We start from the raw sequence: 17,023 nt of genomic DNA on the forward strand, positions 1-17,023 counted from the left end.
CCGTTTCCCCCGCTGTGTGACGTACGGCGCAGGGAGATCGTTCCTTCGCAGATCAGGGGTGTGTCGGCCTTCGCAGATCAGGGGCGCGTCGGCCGGACCGGGAGGCGGGAGTCCCTCCGCCGCGGCTCAGCTCCGCGGCGCCAGCGCCCCCCACCGCACGGTGACCTCCCCCTGCCGCCAGCGCGCGGGCCCGTCCGTCACCGGCCAGTCGGCCGTCAGGTCCCGTACCGCCCGGATCCAGCGCTGGCGGGCGCCGTAGGAGGCGTAGGGCGCCGCGGCGGCCCAGGCGCGGTCGAAGTCGCGCAGGAAGGCATGCACGGGCTCGCCGGGGACGTTGCGGTGGATGAGCGCCTTCGGCAGCCGTTCGGCCAGGTCCGAGGGGCGGTCCAGGGAACCCAGCCGGGTCGCGAAGGTCACCGTGCGCGGCCCTTCGGGCCCGAGCGCGACCCACACGTGCCGGCGGCCGATCTCGTCGCAGGTCCCCTCGACCAGCAGCCCGCCCCGGGAGTGCTCCGTGGCCGGGGCGAGCCGCGCGCACAGCCGCTGCCAGACGGCGGCGACCTCGGCCTCGTCGTACTGGCGCAGCACGTTGGCCGCGCGGATCAGCAGCGGGCGCTGGGGGACCGGGACCTCGAAGCCGCCGTGCCGGAAGGCGAGCCCCTCGCGCGCGTAGGGCCCGGCCGCCGCGACGCGCGCCGGGTCGATCTCGATGCCCACCACGCGGGCGCGGGGCGCGGCGGTGCGCAGGCGGTGCAGCAGCTCGACGGCGGTCCAGGGGGCCGCTCCGTAGCCGAGGTCGACGGCGACGGGATCGGCGGCGCGGCGCAGCTCGGCGCCGTGCGCGGCCGCGATCCAGCGGTCCATGCGGCGCAGGCGGTTCGGATTCGTCGTCCCGCGCGTGACCGTACCCACGACGGGGGTCCCCCCGCTCGAACGAAGCCGAGCGTGAGGGAGGGCGGCGGCGCGGAGTGTCATGCGTACGAGGGTATGCGGGCACTCGGGCGGGGACGGCGTGGTGGGTTTCCGGGCGGGGCCGGTGCGGCGGGTGCCCGGATGGAGTCGGCGTGGTCGGTTTCCGGTTGGGACCGGCGTGGCGGGTTCCCGGCCGGGACCGGCGGCGTGGCGGATTCCCGGTTGGGACCGGAATGGCGGGTTCCCGACCGGTACCGACGCGGCGGGTTCCCGGCCGGGACCGGTGCGGCGGGCCCCGGGTGGGCCCGGTGCGCGTCACGCACCCTGATGTCGAACGGTTGAGCGATGAGCGGTAACGCTTCGGCAAAGCCTGCGGGCGGGGAATGGGAATGCCGTCTTCCGGCGTTCGCATCCCGTGGAGGGCGGCGTGTGTCCTCCGACCGGCACGCCCGCAGCAAGGAGGAACGCCACGTGAGCCAGTACGTCAGCAGGCTCGGGCGTCGCTCTCCGGCGGCTCCCCCACGGCTCCGGTTGCACCGGCGCCCCCGCCGCGTCGCGATGCTCTCCGTGCACACGTCCCCGCTCCACCAGCCCGGCACCGGTGACGCGGGCGGCATGAACGTCTACATCGTGGAGCTGGCGCAGCGGCTGGCCGCCATCAACATCGAGGTCGAGATCTTCACGCGCGCGACCACCGCCGCGCTCCCGCCGGCCGTGGAGCTGTCCCCCGGCGTGCTCGTCCGGCACGTCGACGCGGGCCCCTACGAGGGCCTGGCCAAGGAGGACCTCCCGGCCCAGCTGTGCGCCTTCACGCACGGCGTGATGCAGGCCTGGGCCGGCCACCGCCCCGGCTACTACGACCTGGTCCACTCCCACTACTGGCTCTCCGGCCACGTCGGCTGGCTCGCCGCCCAGCGCTGGGGCGCCCCCCTGGTGCACGCCATGCACACCATGGCCAAGGTCAAGAACGCCAACCTGGCCGAGGGCGACACCCCCGAGCCCGCCGCCCGCGTCATCGGCGAGACCCAGATCGTCGCCGCCGCCGACCGGCTCATCGCCAACACCGCCGAGGAGGCCGGCGAACTGGTCCGGCACTACGCCGCCGACCCGGCCAAGGTCGCCGTCGTCCACCCGGGCGTCAACCTCGAACGGTTCCGCCCGGCCGACGGCCGCGCCGCCGCCCGCGCCCGCCTGGGCCTGCCGCAGGACGCGCTGATCCCGCTCTTCGCCGGGCGCATACAGCCCCTGAAGGCCCCCGACGTGCTCCTGCGTGCCGTCGCCGCCCTGCTCGACGAGCGCCCCGACCTGCGCTCCCGCGTCGTCGTCCCCGTCGTCGGGGGCCCCAGCGGCAGCGGCCTGGCCAAGCCGGAGGGCCTGCAGAAGCTGGCGGCCCGCCTCGGCATCGCGGACGTCGTACGGTTCCGCCCGCCGGTCGGGCAGGAGCAGCTCGCGGACTGGTTCCGCGCCGCGTCCGTGCTCGTCATGCCGTCCTACAGCGAGTCGTTCGGGCTGGTGGCGATCGAGGCGCAGGCGGCCGGCACGCCGGTGCTCGCCGCCGCGGTCGGCGGCCTGCCCGTCGCGGTCCGCGACCGGGAGACCGGCTTCCTCGTCCAGGGCCACGATCCGGCCGCCTACGCGCGCGTGCTGCGCGACTTCGCCGACGACCCGGAGCTCACCCCCCGCATGGGCGAGGCCGCCGCCCGGCACGCGCAGGGCTTCGGCTGGGACACCGCCGCGGCGGCCACGGCCGACGTCTACACGGCCGCGATCACCTCCCACCGCCGTCGCGTACGCTCGCACCATGGCTGAGGCACAGCAGGCGCAGCAGGCACAGCAGGTGGCGCGGCAGACCGTGGAAGGCGCCCTGAAGGACGCCGAACTGGAGTGGGAGAGCCCCGAACCCGGCGCGTACGTCGTCAAACTCCCGGGCACCCGCAAACTGTCGACGACGGTCTCCCTCCTCCTGGGCCGCCACACCCTCTCCCTGAACGCCTTCGTCATCCGCCACCCCGACGAGAACGAGGCCGCCGTCCACCGCTGGCTGCTGGAGCGCAACCTCAAGCTCTACGGCGTGAGTTACGCCGTCGACCGGCTCGGCGACGTCTACGTCACCGCCAGGCTCCCGCTGGCCGCCGTCACCGCCGAGGAGATCGACCGCCTCCTCGGCCAGGTCCTGGAGGCCGCCGACGGCGCCTTCAACACCCTGCTGGAGCTGGGCTTCGCCTCCGCGATCCGCAAGGAGTACGCGTGGCGGGTGTCGCGCGGCGAGTCCACGCGGAACCTGGAGGCATTCCGCCACCTGACCGAGCGCCCCGCCGACTGACCCGGCTCCCGCGCCCCGCCGACCGACCCTGCTCCCGCGTCCCGCCGACTGACCCTGTTCCCGGCTCCCGCGTCCCGCCGACCGACCCGGCTCCCGCATCCCGCCGACCGACCCTGCCCCCGCGTCCCGCCGGCCGGAGCCCGGCGCGCGACGGCGCCACCCCCGGCTGCCGTCAGCGCGACGCGCCGGCGCCACCCCCGGCTGCCGTCAGCGCGACGCGCCGGCGCGGTACCGCCCCGGCGGCACGCCCACCAGCTTCTTGAAGTGCCGGGTCAGATGGGACTGGTCGTGGAAACCGGTGGCGGCGGCCACCTCGGCCGGCGCGTGCCCCGCCAGCAGCAGGCGACGGGCCCGCCCCACGCGCCGGGACGTCAGGTACTGGTGCGGGGCGATGCCGTACGCGGTGCTGAACGCCCGTACCAGATGGGCGGGATGGGCGCCCAGCAGCACGGTCGCCTCGTCGAGGGTGAGCCCCTCGGCGACCCGGGCGTCCAGCAGCTCGCGCAGCCGACGGGCGAGGACGGGGTCCCGGCGCGGGGCGGGGCGGGCCTGCCCCGGGCGCAGCGCGGCCCGCAGCCGCTCGCCGATCAGCGCCAGCCGGCTCGCCGCCTCCAGCTCCTCGCCGGGCCGGGCCAGCGCGGCGTGCACCTGCCCGACGCGCCGCCGCAGCACCGGGTCGCGCAGGTCGGGACGGTCGACGGCGGGCCCGATCAGATCGTCGGGGAGCAGCGTGCCGTCCAGGTACAGGACCCGCTTGCGGAAGCCGTCCGGGGTGGCCGGGGCGCCGTTGTGCGGAACGTGCGGCGGCAGCAGGGTCACCGCGTCGAGCGGGGTGCCGTGCTCGTGCCGGTCCAGGTCGTAGCGCACGGCCCCGGCGTCCACGATGAGCAGCGTCCAGGCGTCGTGGACGTGCATCGGATAGGCGTACCCGGTGAAGTGCGCGTGGAAGACCTCCACGACGCCCGGAACGCGCGGACGCCAGGCGGAGACGGTGGCGTCGGTGGCGGTGCGCTGCGCGGCCATGCAAAGAACGTACAAGACGCGGCCGTACGCCCCTCGGCAGTCTCGTCCCATGAACGACGCACCCACCGGCAACCCGCCCGTCCGCTTCGACACCAAGATCGCCGTCCTGCTCCGCGACGACCTCGAACCCTGGCAGCGCCTCAACGTCACCGCGTTCCTCGTCAGCGGCCTGGGCACCCGGCTCCCCGAGGTGATCGGGGAGCCGTACGAGGACGCCGACGGCGTGCCCTACCTGCCGATGTTCCGCCAGCCGGTGCTGGTCTTCGAGGGCGGCAAGGAGACGCTGACGGCCGCCCACGCGCGCGTGCTGTCCCGTTCCCTGCCGTGCGCGGTCTTCACGAGCGACCTGTTCGCCACGGGCAACGACCGCGACAACCGGGCGGCCGTCCGCGCCGTACCGACGAAGCAGCTGGACCTGGTGGGGCTCGCGGTGTACGGGCCGAGGAACGGGGTGGACAAGGTACTGAAGGGGGCGCGGATGCACCCGTGAGGGACGCCGCGCCCCGTCCCGCACCACCACTCATTCAGAGGGCTCTCGACCAGCCCCGTCCTCGCCCTTGCCCTCGTCTTCGTCGGCGGGGACGGGAAGCCGGGCTCCACGGCTTTCGGCGACCCGGAGAACGTCTTGCAGGAATTCCGCCAACCGGGCGGACAGGTAGCGGAGTTCGACGGCTCCGGCCTTCGGGTCCTTGATCAACGCCTGGGCGTGTCCCACCAGTTCACATCCCATCCCGAGCTGAACCGACTCGATGGTGTCGGCGAGCCGGGAGACGTAGCCCTCTCGGCTGTCGCCGGTGAGGAGGTAGCAGGGTTTGCCCTCGGAGCCGGACCAGGGGAGGAGGCGGGCGATGGTGCGATCTCCCCGGCCTTTCCGGGGTTCCGGGAGGCCGGGGAACTCGGGACCGGTCATGACGTGGCCACCTCCGGGCCGCGGAGGGGCCGGGGGCTGATGTCGCTGCCGTGCGGGGAGAGCCGCAGAGCACGGCGGCGCGGGCAGTGCTGGTGCCGATGACGTTTCCGGGCCTGGCGTTCGGCAGGACTGAGCAGGTAGGGGCGTACGAGCGGGGAGTCCTCACCGCGGAGGAGGGGCGGCTGCGGCGGCTTGGGCCGTACGCCGGTGCCGGCTCCGGGGTGCGCCGTCGTGCTGAGTGGCTGATCCGGCCACCTCGCCGGATGGGGGTGGAGGCGGGGGCGGGAGCGGGCTCGGTGCCGCCCGCGAGGCGGCAGCAGCAGTCTCGGCAGTAGTGCGCAGAGGAGGGCGATACAGTCCGGCATGTCTACCTGCCTTCTCCAGGTGGGCCGTGCCCCCGGACCGCAGGCACGCGGTCGCGGGGGTCTGCTGTGTCACAGCGCACCGGCCTTCTGCCCGGGACAGATCACACCAGCAGCGCTGCGACCGTGAGCATACTCGCAGTTTCTCTGCGGGTTAAGTAATTCTGCTAGTCGCAGCGAAACTGTGTACCTGACAGACTGGGTGAGACTGGAGGGAGGGCTCATGAGCAAGGGTTTCGGGCTGGTGGTGCGCTTCGCGCTACGGAATCAGGAGGCGGCGACCGCCTTCGACGCTCTGTGCGCACGCACGCTGGAAGGGATCAAGGCACGGGAGCCGGGCACACTGGCGTACGTCGTCCACGTCCCCGAGGGCGAGCCCCTGGTGCGCGTCTTCTACGAGCTGTACGCCGACCGCGCCGCGTTCGAGGCGCATGAGGAGCAGCCGCACACCAAGCACTTCCTGGCCGAGCGCGAGCAGCACCTCACGGGCGTCGAAGTGACCTTCTTGGACGCGATTGACGGGAAGGTGGCCGCACGGTCGTGACGGTGCACGGCACAGGGGCGTTCGGGGCGCGCGTCGCGGAACTGAGGCGCCGGCGAGGGCTCACCCAGAGCGAGCTGGCCGCGGCCATCGGCCGCACCGCCAGCTGGGTGTCACAGGTCGAGCGGGGCATCCAGCCGGTCAATCGGCTGGATGTGCTGCGGCTGCTCGCGGACGGTCTGGGCGTGGCGCTCAACGTGCTGCAGCCAGAGGCGCCGGAAGCGCCCGAACCGGAACCCACGGAACGCCAGAACGACCTGGACCAAGCGCGATTGGTCATCTCCGGGCACCCCGCACTCGATGTCCTGCTCACCCCGCGCCAGGACACCCGCACCGCTCTCCTCCACGAACTGGCTGACGAAGTGGAGCGCGTCTGGACGCTGACGCACGCCGGTCGCTTCGCGGAGCTGAGCGAGGTGCTGGCGCCTCTCGTGCCACGGCTGGAGCGGGCATCGCGGACCGTGTCCGGTGAGGACCGCCCGCAGGCGTACCGGTTGCTGGCCCGCATGTATCAGGCCCTGGCCGCGGCGTTCGTACGGCAGGACGAGGCCGATGCGGCCTGGGTGGCCGCTGACCGTGCGATCCGGGCGTCCGAGCTCGCCGACGACACGCTCGGCGTCTTCGTCGGCGTCTTCCGTCTCGTCCACGCGTTCATCAGGCTCCACCATCTCGACCAGGCCGAACACGCGGCCGCGTCCGCCGTCAACGCCTTGGCTCCGCGTGCCGAGGCGACAACGACGCCTGCCGAGGAGCTGTCGGTCCTGGGTTCCCTGCATCTCGCGCTGGCCCTGGTGCACGCGCGTGCCGGGGAGCGGGCGGCGGCGCGGAGGCAGATCGACCGGGCCCGGGCCGTGGCCGAACGGGTCGGCGAGGGCCGGAACGACTTCAACCTGGAGTTCGGCCCGGTGAACGTCGAGATCCAGGCGGTCTCCACCGCGGTCGACCTCGGTGATGCCGGGGAAGCGCTGGACATCGCCAAGGCCGTGGACACCAGCGGGCTCTCGGCCGAAAGACGGGCGAGAGTCCTGCTGGATGTCGGACGGGCACACGCTCAGCGACGGCAGTTCGGCGATGCCCTCGCGGCACTCCTGAGCGCGGAGGAGACCGCCCCCGAGATCGTCCACACCCACATGGCCGCTCGTGGTGTCATCAAGGAGCTGATGCTCATGGCCGGGCGCGGAGCTTCCCCCGAGTTGCGCGCTCTGGCCGAGAGGGCCGACGCGATGGCGTGACCGGCACGGCTCGATCAACAGCGCGTCTGTTCGGTGTGCCCGTCGGTCTGCTTGTCAGTGTGCCTGTACGGCTGGAGGCTCAGGCCGCCTGTTCGGGGACGGGCCGTGACGACCTGGTACCGGTCTGATCCGCCGGCGCCGCTTCCTCCCCGGACGGCAGCCCGCGCATGAGGACTGCGTACCCGGCCCCCGCCGCCGTACCGATCACCGCGCACACCCCCCACAGCCATGCCGCCCCGAACCGGTCGATGACGAAGCCGGACATCACCGGGGCGACGAGGGCGGCGACGGCCCAGGACATCGTGTACATGCCCTGGTAGCGCCCGCGGCCCCGCGTGGGGGAGAGCTGTACGACCAGATCGGTCTGCGTCGGCGAGTTGACGATCTCGGCCAGCGTCCACACGCAGACCGTGAGGGCGAAGACGCCGACGGACCCGGCGAAGGCGGTGAGGCCGAAGCCGTACCCCGCCAGCAGCGAGGACATGACCAGCAGCCGCCGCGGGTCCCGGTGCTGGATGAACCGGGTGACCGGGATCTGCAGCGCGACGATCAGCACCCCGTTGACGGCGATCACCATGCCGAAGTCGGCGGGGGTGAACCCGGCCTCGCCCATGGCCACCGGCAGCCCCACGTACGCCTGCTGGAAGATCAGCGCGACGAGGAAGGACAGCCCGACGACGCCCATGAAGCGCCCGTCGCGCAGGACGGTGCCGAGCGACACCGCGCCGCCGTCCGTCTCCTTGTCCTGCGCCGGGCTCTCGGCGGGCCGGGACTCGGGCAGCTTCACGAAGACGAGGATCGCGCAGGCCATCGTCATGCCCGCCTCGATCAGGAACCCGGCGAGGTAGCTGTAGGCGGCGATGAAGCCCGCGGCGGTGGAGGAGATGGCGAAGCCGAGGTTGATCGCCCAGTAGTTCAGGGAGAAGGCGCGGACGCGGTCCTCGGGCCGCACGATGTCCGCCATCATCGCCTGCACGGCCGGCCGGGAGGCGTTGGAGGCCATGCCGACCACGAAGGCGACGGCCGCGATGGCGACCGGGTCCCGCATGAAGCCGAGCAGTGCGACGGACAGGGCCGTCGACGCCTGCGCGACCAGCAGCGTCGGCCGCCGCCCGAGCCGGTCGGTCATCACCCCGGCGACGAGGGACGAGATCACGCCGCCGAGCCCGTGCAGGGACGCGACGAGACCGGCGTAGGAGGCGGAGTAGCCGCGGTCCAGGGTCAGGTACAGCGCCATGAAGGTGGCGACGAAGGCGCCGAGCCGGTTGACGAGCGTGCTCGTCCACAGCCACCAGAACTCGCGGGGCAGCCCGGAGACGGTCTCCCGGGCGGCGCGTCTGAGTGTGGCCAGTGGCATAGGGTCCCCCCACGAATGGAACGGATGTAAGTGGCGCAAGCCGATGGCACATGTTACGAAGAGGGGAGCGCGGCGGGCCACTCGATTAACAGATGCCGTCAACCGTCCGGCCACCGGGCGGCCGGGCGAAGGGGGGAATGCGTGGATTACGCTCTGAGGCATGGCCGACGCACCGTACAAGCTGATCCTCCTCCGCCACGGCGAGAGCGAGTGGAACGAGAAGAACCTGTTCACCGGCTGGGTGGACGTCAACCTCACCCCGAAGGGCGAGAAGGAGGCGACGCGCGGCGGCGAGCTGCTCAAGGACGCCGGTCTGCTGCCCGACGTGGTCCACACCTCCCTCCAGAAGCGCGCGATCCGCACCGCGCAGCTCGCGCTGGAGGCCGCCGACCGCCTCTGGATCCCGGTCAAGCGCTCCTGGCGCCTGAACGAGCGCCACTACGGCGCCCTCCAGGGCAAGGACAAGGCCCAGACCCTCGCCGAGTTCGGCGAGGAGCAGTTCATGCTGTGGCGCCGCTCCTACGACACCCCGCCGCCCCCGCTGGACCGCGACGCCGAGTACTCCCAGTTCTCCGACCCGCGCTACGCGACCCTCCCGCCGGAGCTGCGCCCGCAGACGGAGTGCCTGAAGGACGTCGTCGTCCGCATGCTGCCGTACTGGTTCGACAGCATCGTCCCCGACCTCCTCACCGGCCGCACGGTCCTGATCGCCGCCCACGGCAACAGCCTGCGCGCCCTGGTCAAGCACCTGGACGGCATCTCCGACGCCGACATCGCCGGCCTGAACATCCCCACCGGCATCCCGCTCTCCTACGAGCTGGACGCCGACTTCAAGCCGGTCAACCCCGGCGGCACGTACCTCGACCCGGAGGCGGCCGCGGCGGCGATCGAGGCGGTCAAGAACCAGGGCAAGAAGAAGTAACGCGACACGGACGAGCCCCCACCTGCTGTTCTTCTGCTGGTGGGGGCTCGTCGATGCCTCGGGACTGTCTCTGGGCCGTGCGCGGGTGCCCGAGGTGGCCGACTATGACAGGCGAGCCGAGGGTGGTCGCAGCGAAACCCGAGATCAGAGGCCCTCAGCCATATGTGTTTCCGTGCAGGGTGGCCGTACGGCAAGGTGAGGTGCTTCTCTCCAGCGGACTCAGTCCTCACCCACCTGCAGCAATACGACGGTGAAGGATCCGCCAGTTCCCGCTACGACTCCATCGAAGGTATGCCGGGTGACCGGGGTCCACGCCCGTTCTCGGGGAGAGAGGCCGTTGATGTTCGTGTACCAGACGGACTGGTAGCCCAGCAGGCGCACGATACGTTCCGCCGCTCGGTGGGCATGGGTACGATCGCGGCGTCGTGTGCCCGGGAACACGAGGTCATCGGTCGCCAGGCAGGTCAAGAGCTCTACGGCGCGCTCACCGTCAATCTGCGTGAGTGCACCCTCGACCTCTGTCGGTGTGACAGGGCCGACTACTCCCTCTACGGCATAGTCCTTCCAGACCTCTTCCGCCTTGATGGCCACTTGGCGGACGACTTCCGGTACAGATCCGCCGGCCTTGTCGGCCACCTGACCGAAGATCCCCTCTTCCCGCGCCAAGGAGCCGATTAGGGCGTGCAGTTCCGCAACTACATTCACTGGGCCAGTGTTTCACCCGGCCCATGCCGTCCGTGCTGCATCGGTGCAGCCATGCGGTGAGTGAGCTCTTTCAGCGTGGCCACTGAGCGGTTGGCGGGACTGGTCCCCGCAACGGTCAAGGTTCCCGTGCCGCGTCGGAGGTCTGTCTGCGTGACAACGCCCAGGCGCATCGGCGGACAACCTGCACACCAACGGGCCATCCCAGCAGGTGAGAGTCACACCGCCCCCTGGTCAAACAGTCGCCCAGTTGCTTCGGGGTGAAGAGGTCATGGACTAAAGGCCGTCGTGCTCGACCAGTGAGCCGTGAGGGCTCAGTGTGTAGAAGCGCGGCGGATCCGTGTCCTCCACAGCTCTGCGCAACTCCGCTTCCTGCTCGGCGAGGCCGGGTCCATATGGGTCTCGCACGTGGAATCCGTACAGCTCGATGGCGTCCGCATCGACGTCGTCGGGCTCGGGACGGCCCTCTTGTATGAATCCGCAGAGCGCACGCAGCGCGTCCTCGCCCAGTTCCAGGGGGTGGAAGGGCAGGGCGTACGGCTCTTCTTCCTCGCCGGGCCAGGGGATGATGTCCGCTGGGCGGTCACCGGCCCAGCAGGGCAGTTCGAAGGGAAGCGGTTCGCCGATGTTCTCGATGATGCCGCTGTCCGGCGACAGGCTCAGGGAACGGACGAGGCGACCGTCCTCCCACACGGCGAACGCCAGCCAGTCGACGACGCTGTGCATGGCGTGGACGACCAACGACGACCACCAGGCGCACGGGCTCACCGCGTCTGAGCAGGCATAATCCAGCTCACCAAGAACCCCGGCAAGACCCGGGGAAAGAAGAAGCAGGGCCATACGCAAAAAAGCTCCCTACCTGCGATTTATTCGCCGGTAGGGAGCTTTTGGGTGGCGCTGGGACATTGTGGGGCCTTGCTCACTCATGTCGAAGCAGATGCCGGCCGAAAAGCCTCACTGGCCTTACGGCTTCATGGCTTCATGGCTTCATGGCTTCATGGCTTCATGGCTTCATGGCTTCGCGCGCTGGTCGCAGTGGCTGTACCGGGGACACAGGTTCGCTCGACGGCCGAAAACCTCTGTTCACTGCTGTCGCCCGGCGTGTTACATTCCCTGCGGCTCCGATCAATCGCGCTTCACGCTAAAACGACGTCAGGGCAAGCGAAGTGGACTGGGTCATTTCGACCAAGTGATCCAGTGTTGATCGGGAGTGAAGAGCGGGGGGACAGTGCGTCTAGAGCAGCAATGCCGCCGTGTGGCCGTTTCGCCTTTTCAGGTTCGCCGCAACGGGAATTCCATGGCTCATCGCTCGGTGTGAAGAGGGTCAGGTTCCGCTGTCGCCTCGGCTATTAAATGACGCTTATCGATTTCAGCCATCTGGCCGGTACCGGCACGCCTGGCTCGGGGTGCCGGTACTCTGACATCTCGCATCTGACACGAGAATGCGACGGAGACCCCTGTGAAGCGCACACCCCACACCGCTGCCGTTCTCGCGCTCGGCGCTGTCCTGATGGCCGGTATTTCCGCGTGCAGCACCGAAAGCTCCGCGGAAGCAGACAAGATCGGAGTCGTGGAGAAACTTCCGACGGACCCCGACCAGGCGAAGTCGAAGGAGAACGCCCAAGAGTTCCGATCCTGGGTCAATGTGCATGGAACCGCACAAGAGAAGGACGCGGTCGGACGTGTGCAGCGCATCATCGGTGAGTGGAACGAAAAGACCGGCAACGCCTACATCTCCACCGACATCAATGGCGGGAAGACCCAAGTGGAGGGCCCCCAAGCGGCTGCCACCGCGATCGCCAAGGCGTTCGGCGACTGGAAGGACTCGGAACAGGGGTACGCGTCGGTCTACGACGTCTTCGGCAACGCAATGATCACCAATTACAAGTTCTGAGGACGTGCTGTCTCGCCTCCGGCCGCCCAGGGTGTATGGAGGCGAAGGCAGGGTGGCCGACGGTGCCGTACCGAGCACCTGTCGGGGGTGACCGCGCCGCGCCGCCGGGACGCGGGGACTCGGGAGCAGGCCGTACCGCACCACAAGCACACCGGACAGGGCGGGGAAAACGGGGAACCACGGGGAAACGGGGAATCACGGGGAAAGAACCGGCGTCCGCCGAGGCCCCGGCTGAGCCAACCGCACGGATCGGGCCAGGATCCCGTCTTGCCGCGCCCCGGGTTTCCCGCCGCGCTCCGGCCCTCACCGCAACCGCCGACGCGTCCGGAGAGTCGTACCCACCATGGCCGAAGAACGTGCACAGCACGGCGTGAGGGTCTCGCCCGCCGTCTCCGCCGCAGTGGGCGTCGGGGGCCTGGCTCTCGTCGCCGTGGCGAGTTGGAGCAGTCTCCTGCTGGTCGTGCGGGGGCGGGTGGTTCCCGGCTGGGGGGTGAGCGCGGGTCTCCTTGTCGTGTCCCTCCTTCTTCGGTGGGCCCTCAGCCGGGCGAGCCGTCCGGCGGATGCCTCGGGGCCCGCGCGGAAGGGAGCCGCCCGGACACGGCTGGGGAGCAGTCTGCTGATCGTCGCGGCGGTGCTCGGCATCGCGTGGGGAGCGGTGGGTGATCTGTTCTCGAGCGCGGAGTACCACGTGCTGCGCCCCGCGGGGCCGGGGGGCTGCACGGCCGTGGTGCGGGAGACGTCCGCCTTCGTGATCGGCTACGGAGAGGCGTACGCGGTGGGGCGTACCGGTCTGGCCCTGGGCGAGTCGGGTTCCTGGACGGTCGACGACGGGTACCGGCCCGTCGAGGCGGGCACGTACGAGTTGGACTGGGGCCGGGACGGCGGTCTCCTGCGGGTCAGCGGTACGGGCGTCGATCCGGTCGTCCGTGGGGGACTGACCGACATCGACTGCGGGTGGTGAGGCCGGTACCGCTCACCGGAGTGCCCGGCGCGAGGTCCTCGCCGGTGCGGTGCTCACCGCTCCCACACCCGCTGGAACTCCTGTGCCGTGACGGCCTCCAGCGGTTCCTGTTCGGGATCGATCGCCTGGTCCGTCAAGGCGCCGTGCTCGTCCTCGAAGTGCTTCCAGTCGTATCGGTGGAGCGCGCCGGACGAGGTGAGTTCGGCCTGCTTGATGACGACCAGCTCGTCACCGTCGGGCACGGCCTCGATGTACCACAGCCCGCCCTCCTCGTCGGTGTGACGGAAGTGGCGCCGTACCGTGGCCTGTTGGTCGAGGGCGCGGTAGTACGCCACGGTCTCTGCCGCGATGCGCGCGAGGTCGGTCATCCGGCCATCGTGTCAGCGGGTGCAGCCGGCCGCACCGTCCTGGCATCACCAGGTGACATTGGTGGCACTGGATTACGGCAGACACGAGTGAACCGCAGGAATGCCCCGGTCGCAGAGGGCTTGAAGGCGTGAAGGGAGAGACACCGGGCCGTGGTTGCGCCTACTCGCCGGCGGCGGGGGGCTGAGGTCGGTCCCGGCGACACGGTGTCCGCGCAGCGCCAGGCCGATGGCCTGCGTGCCGATGCCGCAGGAGCAGTCGAGCACCCTCGCGCGATCCAGGCCGATCAGGGCGTCCAGTGCCTCCCCCTGCCGGCGGGTGCTCACGTCCCAGTCCGAGTAGATCAGGTGGTGGTCATCGGCCAGTTCGTCATAGAAGCGCGCCACGGGCATCTCGGACATGGCCCGAGCCTACTGAGGCCCCGGAGGTGATGATCCTCTGCTGAAACCCGCCGGCAGATGCTGCTGAACACGGCCGGCTCGTCGAGCGTCCCGGGGCGGTCGCGGCGTGAGCCCCTTGAGGTCCGGGCTGCCGGATATGTTGTGGCCGCCTGACATGCGGTTGTGTACGTTGCCCTCATGACCGGCAACCGAAGGGGCAGTGCCGCGTAGGCGCCCGTCAGCCCTGCGGGGTGACTTCCCCGCCCGTCCACCGAGACGACGACGGTACCCGTCCATCGACGGCCTTTCCGGGTCTTGCGCAGCCGGTCTGCGGCGGCTGGAGCGGACCCGCTTCTGGCCCGAAGCCACGGAAGAGGCGTTCTGGCACTGGAAGGCCCTTGCCCATGGCCCTCTCCGGCAACTCGAGGATCCGCTCGCAGGTCCTGACTGCGGCATTCTCGTGTGCGGGTGTTACGGCGTCGATTTCCGCGGGCACCTCGAAGCCGTGCTTCACGCGCTGCCCAGGAAGAGCGCGCGTGAGCTGCGCTCCCTCGTGTGGGCCCTCGACGAGAAGATTCTGGAGAGGGCCCAGGTCATACCGGCTGACAGCCTGGACGTGCCGTGGTGGCGAGGCTGGCTCTAGGCGTGTTGTCCCGGGACGTTGGTGACACGCGGGCCGGGTGGGTCTCAGTAGTGGACCGGGGCCGGCTCCGGGCCGTCGGCCGTCCCGGCGGTTTCCGGGAGGCGCCTGTCATCGTCCCCTCGCCTCAGACGGCCACTCTCTCCTGGCAGGAGTCCCAGAAACCGAGGAGAGCGGATGCCGTTTCCGCGGGCCGGTGGACATTGGGCGAATGCCCGCCGCCCTCGATCCTGCACAACCGGGCCCCCAGCTCACGGGCCATCCGCTCGACCCCCTCGGGTGCCCAGGTTTCGTCAGGGGTCCCCGAGACGACGAACTTGGGAAGCGGAAGCTGTGCCAACCGGGGAGTCTCGTCCGCTTCGTTCAGCATCTGCTCCGCGGCCGCCGACAGGTGCTCCGGCGCGTTGCGCAGCCATCGTCGCTCCATGAAGAGGTCCACCTCGCGGGGGGCGGGTACCTCGTCGTTCCTGACGAAGGGCCACATGTCGGCGAGTGTCATCGAGTCGATGACGGAGAGCAGCAGCCGCAGGCGTTCCTGCTGCCGGGGAGAGACACCGGCGGGACCGAAGTTCACGAGCGTGACGGAAGCCCAGAGGGACGGGTCTCCCTGAGTGCCGAGTACGGCCGCGCGGGCGAGGAGCCCTCCGTAGGAGTGACCCACGAGGTGCACGGGGCCGGCGCCGACGTGTTCGACGAGGGCGGCGAGATCGCGCGCGAGGCTGTCACGGGAGTACGAGGGATTCGGTGACGCCGCACCGGTTTCGTACTGGCCCCGGCCGTCGACGGCCAGGACGCGTACGCCGCCGTCGCTCAAGGCGGACAGCAGCGGAAGGAAGTCCTCCTTGCTGCCCATGAACCCGGGAACGAGCAACGCCGTCGCCCGGGCGGGGGCCGGCCCGGCAGGCGCGACGTCGAAGGCCGCGAAGACGCCTCGCGCGGTATCCAGGCGGACCGGACGCGCGTTGTCCGGGACCTCCAAGGTCAATAACTGACTCATGGGCCAGCATGATAGGCGCACGCTCGACGAGGCGTCACACAGCCGATATGAGGAACCGGCGGTCGGTTACGGAGCTCAATCGGCAGTTCGATTGCCGGGCTGGGTTTCGGGTCCTGACCGCGGCTCCGGGACGTTCACCACCGGGTCGTCGCGGTGCCATCCGCCGAAGCGTCCCACCGCCTTCCAGATCTTCTTTTCCTTGTTCCTGTCGACCTGCCTGCGGGATTCCCATGAGAGGATCTCGCGCCCGTACGTGCCGCGGGCCAGAGAATTCACATCCGCCTCGATGAGGCGCAGATGCTTCCCCAGCCTCTGGATGCCGTCGTTGCTGTCCCGCAGGTACAGGTAGGCGATCAGAAGCACGAGCCCCACGATCAGGATTCGCCAGTACCCCAGATCGCTGCCGAGCGTGGCCGCGATGGCGGTTGCCGCACCCGCGTATCCGGCCAATTGCTGCCGGGCTCCGATCCTCTGCACCACTTCGGACCGGAGGGATTCGTACTCCTTCATACGGAGCTCGATCAACTCGGCGGCCTTGTCGTGTCCGCACTCGCACCCGCATTCACGCTCACGCTCACGCTCGCTCACCGCGCCCCCTTCCGGGAGGGATGTTTCCCTCCGGTGAACGGATCGACACGTAGCGTGCGATTCCGGTGATCAATGACCGGGTGGCAGCCCCTCCGGGTGCGTGACCGGCTCGGGGAGGGCCCCGGCACCGCCCGAGGAGCCGGGGCGTCGGCCGGGCGCTGTGAGGCGTTGTGACCTTCCTCGCGTCAGGGGCGCCCCGGCGCCTTCGCCCCCGTCCCCGCGCCGCGCGGCGGCGGCAGCCGTGCCGGGCCCATCGGGGGAGGTCGGAGCGGTGCGAGGCGGGGCGAGGGGAGGAAACGACCTCCACCCGAGGGGCAATATCTGTGGTCGTGAAGTGAGAAATAAGTGCGGCGCGCGGCGAGTATTCCCGAGCCCGCTGACCTGGCGAAATTTCCGTCCGTGCAGGGCCGTTGGCACCGTGCTACTGTCGATCTCAGTTGCAGGTGTGGTTGCCAGAAGGTTTTTCCGTCGGGGTAATCAACACGGCGACGCGGAGTCCGCACAGGGCGGGCTCCGAGCACCGTTTTCCCTAAGGAGAAAAACATGGCTACTGGCACCGTGAAGTGGTTCAACGCGGAAAAGGGCTTCGGCTTCATCGAGCAGGACGGCGGCGGCCCCGACGTCTTCGCCCACTACTCGAACATCGCCACCTCCGGCTTCCGTGAGCTGCTGGAAGGCCAGAAGGTGTCCTTCGACATCGCGCAGGGCCAGAAGGGCCCGACGGCCGAGAACATCGTCCCCGCCTGATCATCGGCGCTGACGCATACTTCGCAGCTGGGGCCCGCACCTTGGGGTGCGGGCCCCGGCTCGCTGTATTTTTCAGGGCTCCCGACGAAGCCCTTCACCTCGTCGAACGGTGACGTTTTTCCGTCACCCGGGCCGGCTCGGCCTGCCCCCATCAATCTTCGGCTCG

19 protein-coding genes and 1 pseudogene are annotated in these 17,023 nt (G+C 70.3%); 10 read left to right on the plus strand and 10 right to left on the minus strand.

Translation table 11 applies throughout. From position 1 onward, the window contains the following. Positions 1 to 126: 126 nt before the first annotated feature. Positions 127 to 912: a class I SAM-dependent methyltransferase gene (locus ABZ340_RS01485; RefSeq protein ID WP_358779691.1), complete on the minus strand. Its 786-nt coding sequence runs from the start codon at positions 910 to 912 to the stop codon at positions 127 to 129. A 471-nt stretch (positions 913 to 1,383) separates the two neighbouring features. Here ABZ340_RS01485 and mshA point away from each other — a divergent pair, with 471 nt between their 5' ends. After that, on the plus strand, positions 1,384 to 2,721 hold the full coding sequence (gene mshA / locus ABZ340_RS01490; RefSeq protein WP_358779692.1) for a D-inositol-3-phosphate glycosyltransferase: 1,338 nt from the start codon (positions 1,384 to 1,386) through the stop codon (positions 2,719 to 2,721). Continuing rightward, positions 2,714 to 3,235 carry a YbjN domain-containing protein gene (locus tag ABZ340_RS01495; RefSeq protein ID WP_358779693.1) on the plus strand — a complete coding sequence of 174 codons (522 nt, stop codon included), beginning with the start codon at positions 2,714 to 2,716 and terminating at the stop codon, positions 3,233 to 3,235. The genes mshA and ABZ340_RS01495 overlap by 8 nt, the downstream gene beginning before the upstream one ends. 207 nt (positions 3,236 to 3,442) lie before the next feature. Here the strand turns inward: ABZ340_RS01495 and ABZ340_RS01500 are convergent, their stop codons facing one another. Then, entirely contained in the window at positions 3,443 to 4,258 is an 816-nt protein-coding gene (locus ABZ340_RS01500) for an AraC family transcriptional regulator (RefSeq protein WP_358779694.1), read from the minus strand. Positions 4,259 to 4,307: 49 nt separating this feature from the next. Between ABZ340_RS01500 and ABZ340_RS01505 the strand changes: the two genes are divergently transcribed. Further along, the gene (locus tag ABZ340_RS01505) at positions 4,308 to 4,748 is read left to right on the plus strand and encodes a DUF2000 domain-containing protein (protein ID WP_358779695.1); all 441 of its coding nucleotides are present in this window, start codon (positions 4,308 to 4,310) and stop codon (positions 4,746 to 4,748) included. Between the two features lie 30 nt (positions 4,749 to 4,778). Here ABZ340_RS01505 and ABZ340_RS01510 read toward each other — a convergent pair whose 3' ends face one another. Next, positions 4,779 to 5,168, minus strand: coding sequence for a hypothetical protein (locus tag ABZ340_RS01510; protein ID WP_358779696.1), 390 nt, complete (start codon positions 5,166 to 5,168; stop codon positions 4,779 to 4,781). Positions 5,169 to 5,753: 585 nt separating this feature from the next. Here ABZ340_RS01510 and ABZ340_RS01515 point away from each other — a divergent pair. Beyond that, a complete protein-coding gene (locus tag ABZ340_RS01515) occupies positions 5,754 to 6,074 on the plus strand; it encodes an antibiotic biosynthesis monooxygenase (protein ID WP_358779697.1) in 321 nt (106 codons plus the stop codon). Then, complete coding sequence (locus tag ABZ340_RS01520; protein ID WP_358779698.1) at positions 6,071 to 7,303, plus strand: helix-turn-helix transcriptional regulator; 1,233 nt, start codon at positions 6,071 to 6,073, stop codon at positions 7,301 to 7,303. Before ABZ340_RS01515 ends, ABZ340_RS01520 begins: the two co-directional genes overlap by 4 nt. Positions 7,304 to 7,382: 79 nt before the next feature. Here the strand turns inward: ABZ340_RS01520 and ABZ340_RS01525 are convergent, their stop codons facing one another. Continuing rightward, positions 7,383 to 8,660, minus strand: a complete 1,278-nt coding sequence (locus ABZ340_RS01525; RefSeq protein WP_358779699.1) for an MFS transporter — start codon at positions 8,658 to 8,660, stop codon at positions 7,383 to 7,385. Between the two features lie 160 nt (positions 8,661 to 8,820). On the opposite strand from ABZ340_RS01525, the gene ABZ340_RS01530 reads away from it, so the two are divergent. Then, positions 8,821 to 9,582 carry a phosphoglyceromutase gene (locus ABZ340_RS01530; protein ID WP_358779700.1) on the plus strand — a complete coding sequence of 254 codons (762 nt, stop codon included), beginning with the start codon at positions 8,821 to 8,823 and terminating at the stop codon, positions 9,580 to 9,582. A gap of 219 nt (positions 9,583 to 9,801) precedes the next feature. Here ABZ340_RS01530 and ABZ340_RS01535 read toward each other — a convergent pair whose 3' ends face one another. Continuing rightward, positions 9,802 to 10,218 carry a hypothetical protein gene (locus ABZ340_RS01535; protein WP_358779701.1) on the minus strand — a complete coding sequence of 139 codons (417 nt, stop codon included), beginning with the start codon at positions 10,216 to 10,218 and terminating at the stop codon, positions 9,802 to 9,804. Between the two features lie 342 nt (positions 10,219 to 10,560). Continuing rightward, positions 10,561 to 11,124, minus strand: coding sequence for a hypothetical protein (locus ABZ340_RS01540; protein WP_358779702.1), 564 nt, complete (start codon positions 11,122 to 11,124; stop codon positions 10,561 to 10,563). A 619-nt stretch (positions 11,125 to 11,743) separates the two neighbouring features. Here ABZ340_RS01540 and ABZ340_RS01545 point away from each other — a divergent pair. Both ABZ340_RS01545 and ABZ340_RS01550 read left to right on the plus strand, forming a co-directional pair. Next, positions 11,744 to 12,178 (plus strand): hypothetical protein, encoded by a 435-nt coding sequence (locus tag ABZ340_RS01545; RefSeq protein ID WP_358779703.1) that lies wholly within the window; start codon positions 11,744 to 11,746, stop codon positions 12,176 to 12,178. Between the two features lie 343 nt (positions 12,179 to 12,521). Further along, positions 12,522 to 13,139: a hypothetical protein gene (locus ABZ340_RS01550; protein ID WP_358779704.1), complete on the plus strand. Its 618-nt coding sequence runs from the start codon at positions 12,522 to 12,524 to the stop codon at positions 13,137 to 13,139. 53 nt (positions 13,140 to 13,192) lie between these two features. Here the strand turns inward: ABZ340_RS01550 and ABZ340_RS01555 are convergent, their stop codons facing one another. After that, on the minus strand, positions 13,193 to 13,507 hold the full coding sequence (locus ABZ340_RS01555) for a hypothetical protein (protein ID WP_358779705.1): 315 nt from the start codon (positions 13,505 to 13,507) through the stop codon (positions 13,193 to 13,195). A 177-nt stretch (positions 13,508 to 13,684) separates the two neighbouring features. Then, positions 13,685 to 13,906, minus strand: a pseudogene (locus ABZ340_RS01560) (class I SAM-dependent methyltransferase); the annotation flags it as partial. A gap of 484 nt (positions 13,907 to 14,390) precedes the next feature. On the opposite strand from ABZ340_RS01560, the gene ABZ340_RS01565 reads away from it, so the two are divergent. Next, positions 14,391 to 14,528 carry a hypothetical protein gene (locus ABZ340_RS01565; protein ID WP_358779706.1) on the plus strand — a complete coding sequence of 46 codons (138 nt, stop codon included), beginning with the start codon at positions 14,391 to 14,393 and terminating at the stop codon, positions 14,526 to 14,528. 124 nt (positions 14,529 to 14,652) lie between these two features. On the opposite strand, the gene ABZ340_RS01570 is transcribed toward ABZ340_RS01565, so the two are convergent. Continuing rightward, positions 14,653 to 15,522, minus strand: a complete 870-nt coding sequence (locus ABZ340_RS01570) for an alpha/beta hydrolase (RefSeq protein WP_358779707.1) — start codon at positions 15,520 to 15,522, stop codon at positions 14,653 to 14,655. Between the two features lie 75 nt (positions 15,523 to 15,597). After that, the gene (locus ABZ340_RS01575) at positions 15,598 to 16,110 is read right to left on the minus strand and encodes a hypothetical protein (RefSeq protein ID WP_358779708.1); all 513 of its coding nucleotides are present in this window, start codon (positions 16,108 to 16,110) and stop codon (positions 15,598 to 15,600) included. Positions 16,111 to 16,653: 543 nt separating this feature from the next. On the opposite strand from ABZ340_RS01575, the gene ABZ340_RS01580 reads away from it, so the two are divergent. Then, complete coding sequence (locus ABZ340_RS01580; protein WP_358779709.1) at positions 16,654 to 16,857, plus strand: cold-shock protein; 204 nt, start codon at positions 16,654 to 16,656, stop codon at positions 16,855 to 16,857. Positions 16,858 to 17,023: the final 166 nt, after the last annotated feature.

This window comes from Streptomyces sp. NPDC006134, from assembly GCF_040628835.1.
GTDB lineage: Bacteria > Actinomycetota > Actinomycetes > Streptomycetales > Streptomycetaceae > Streptomyces.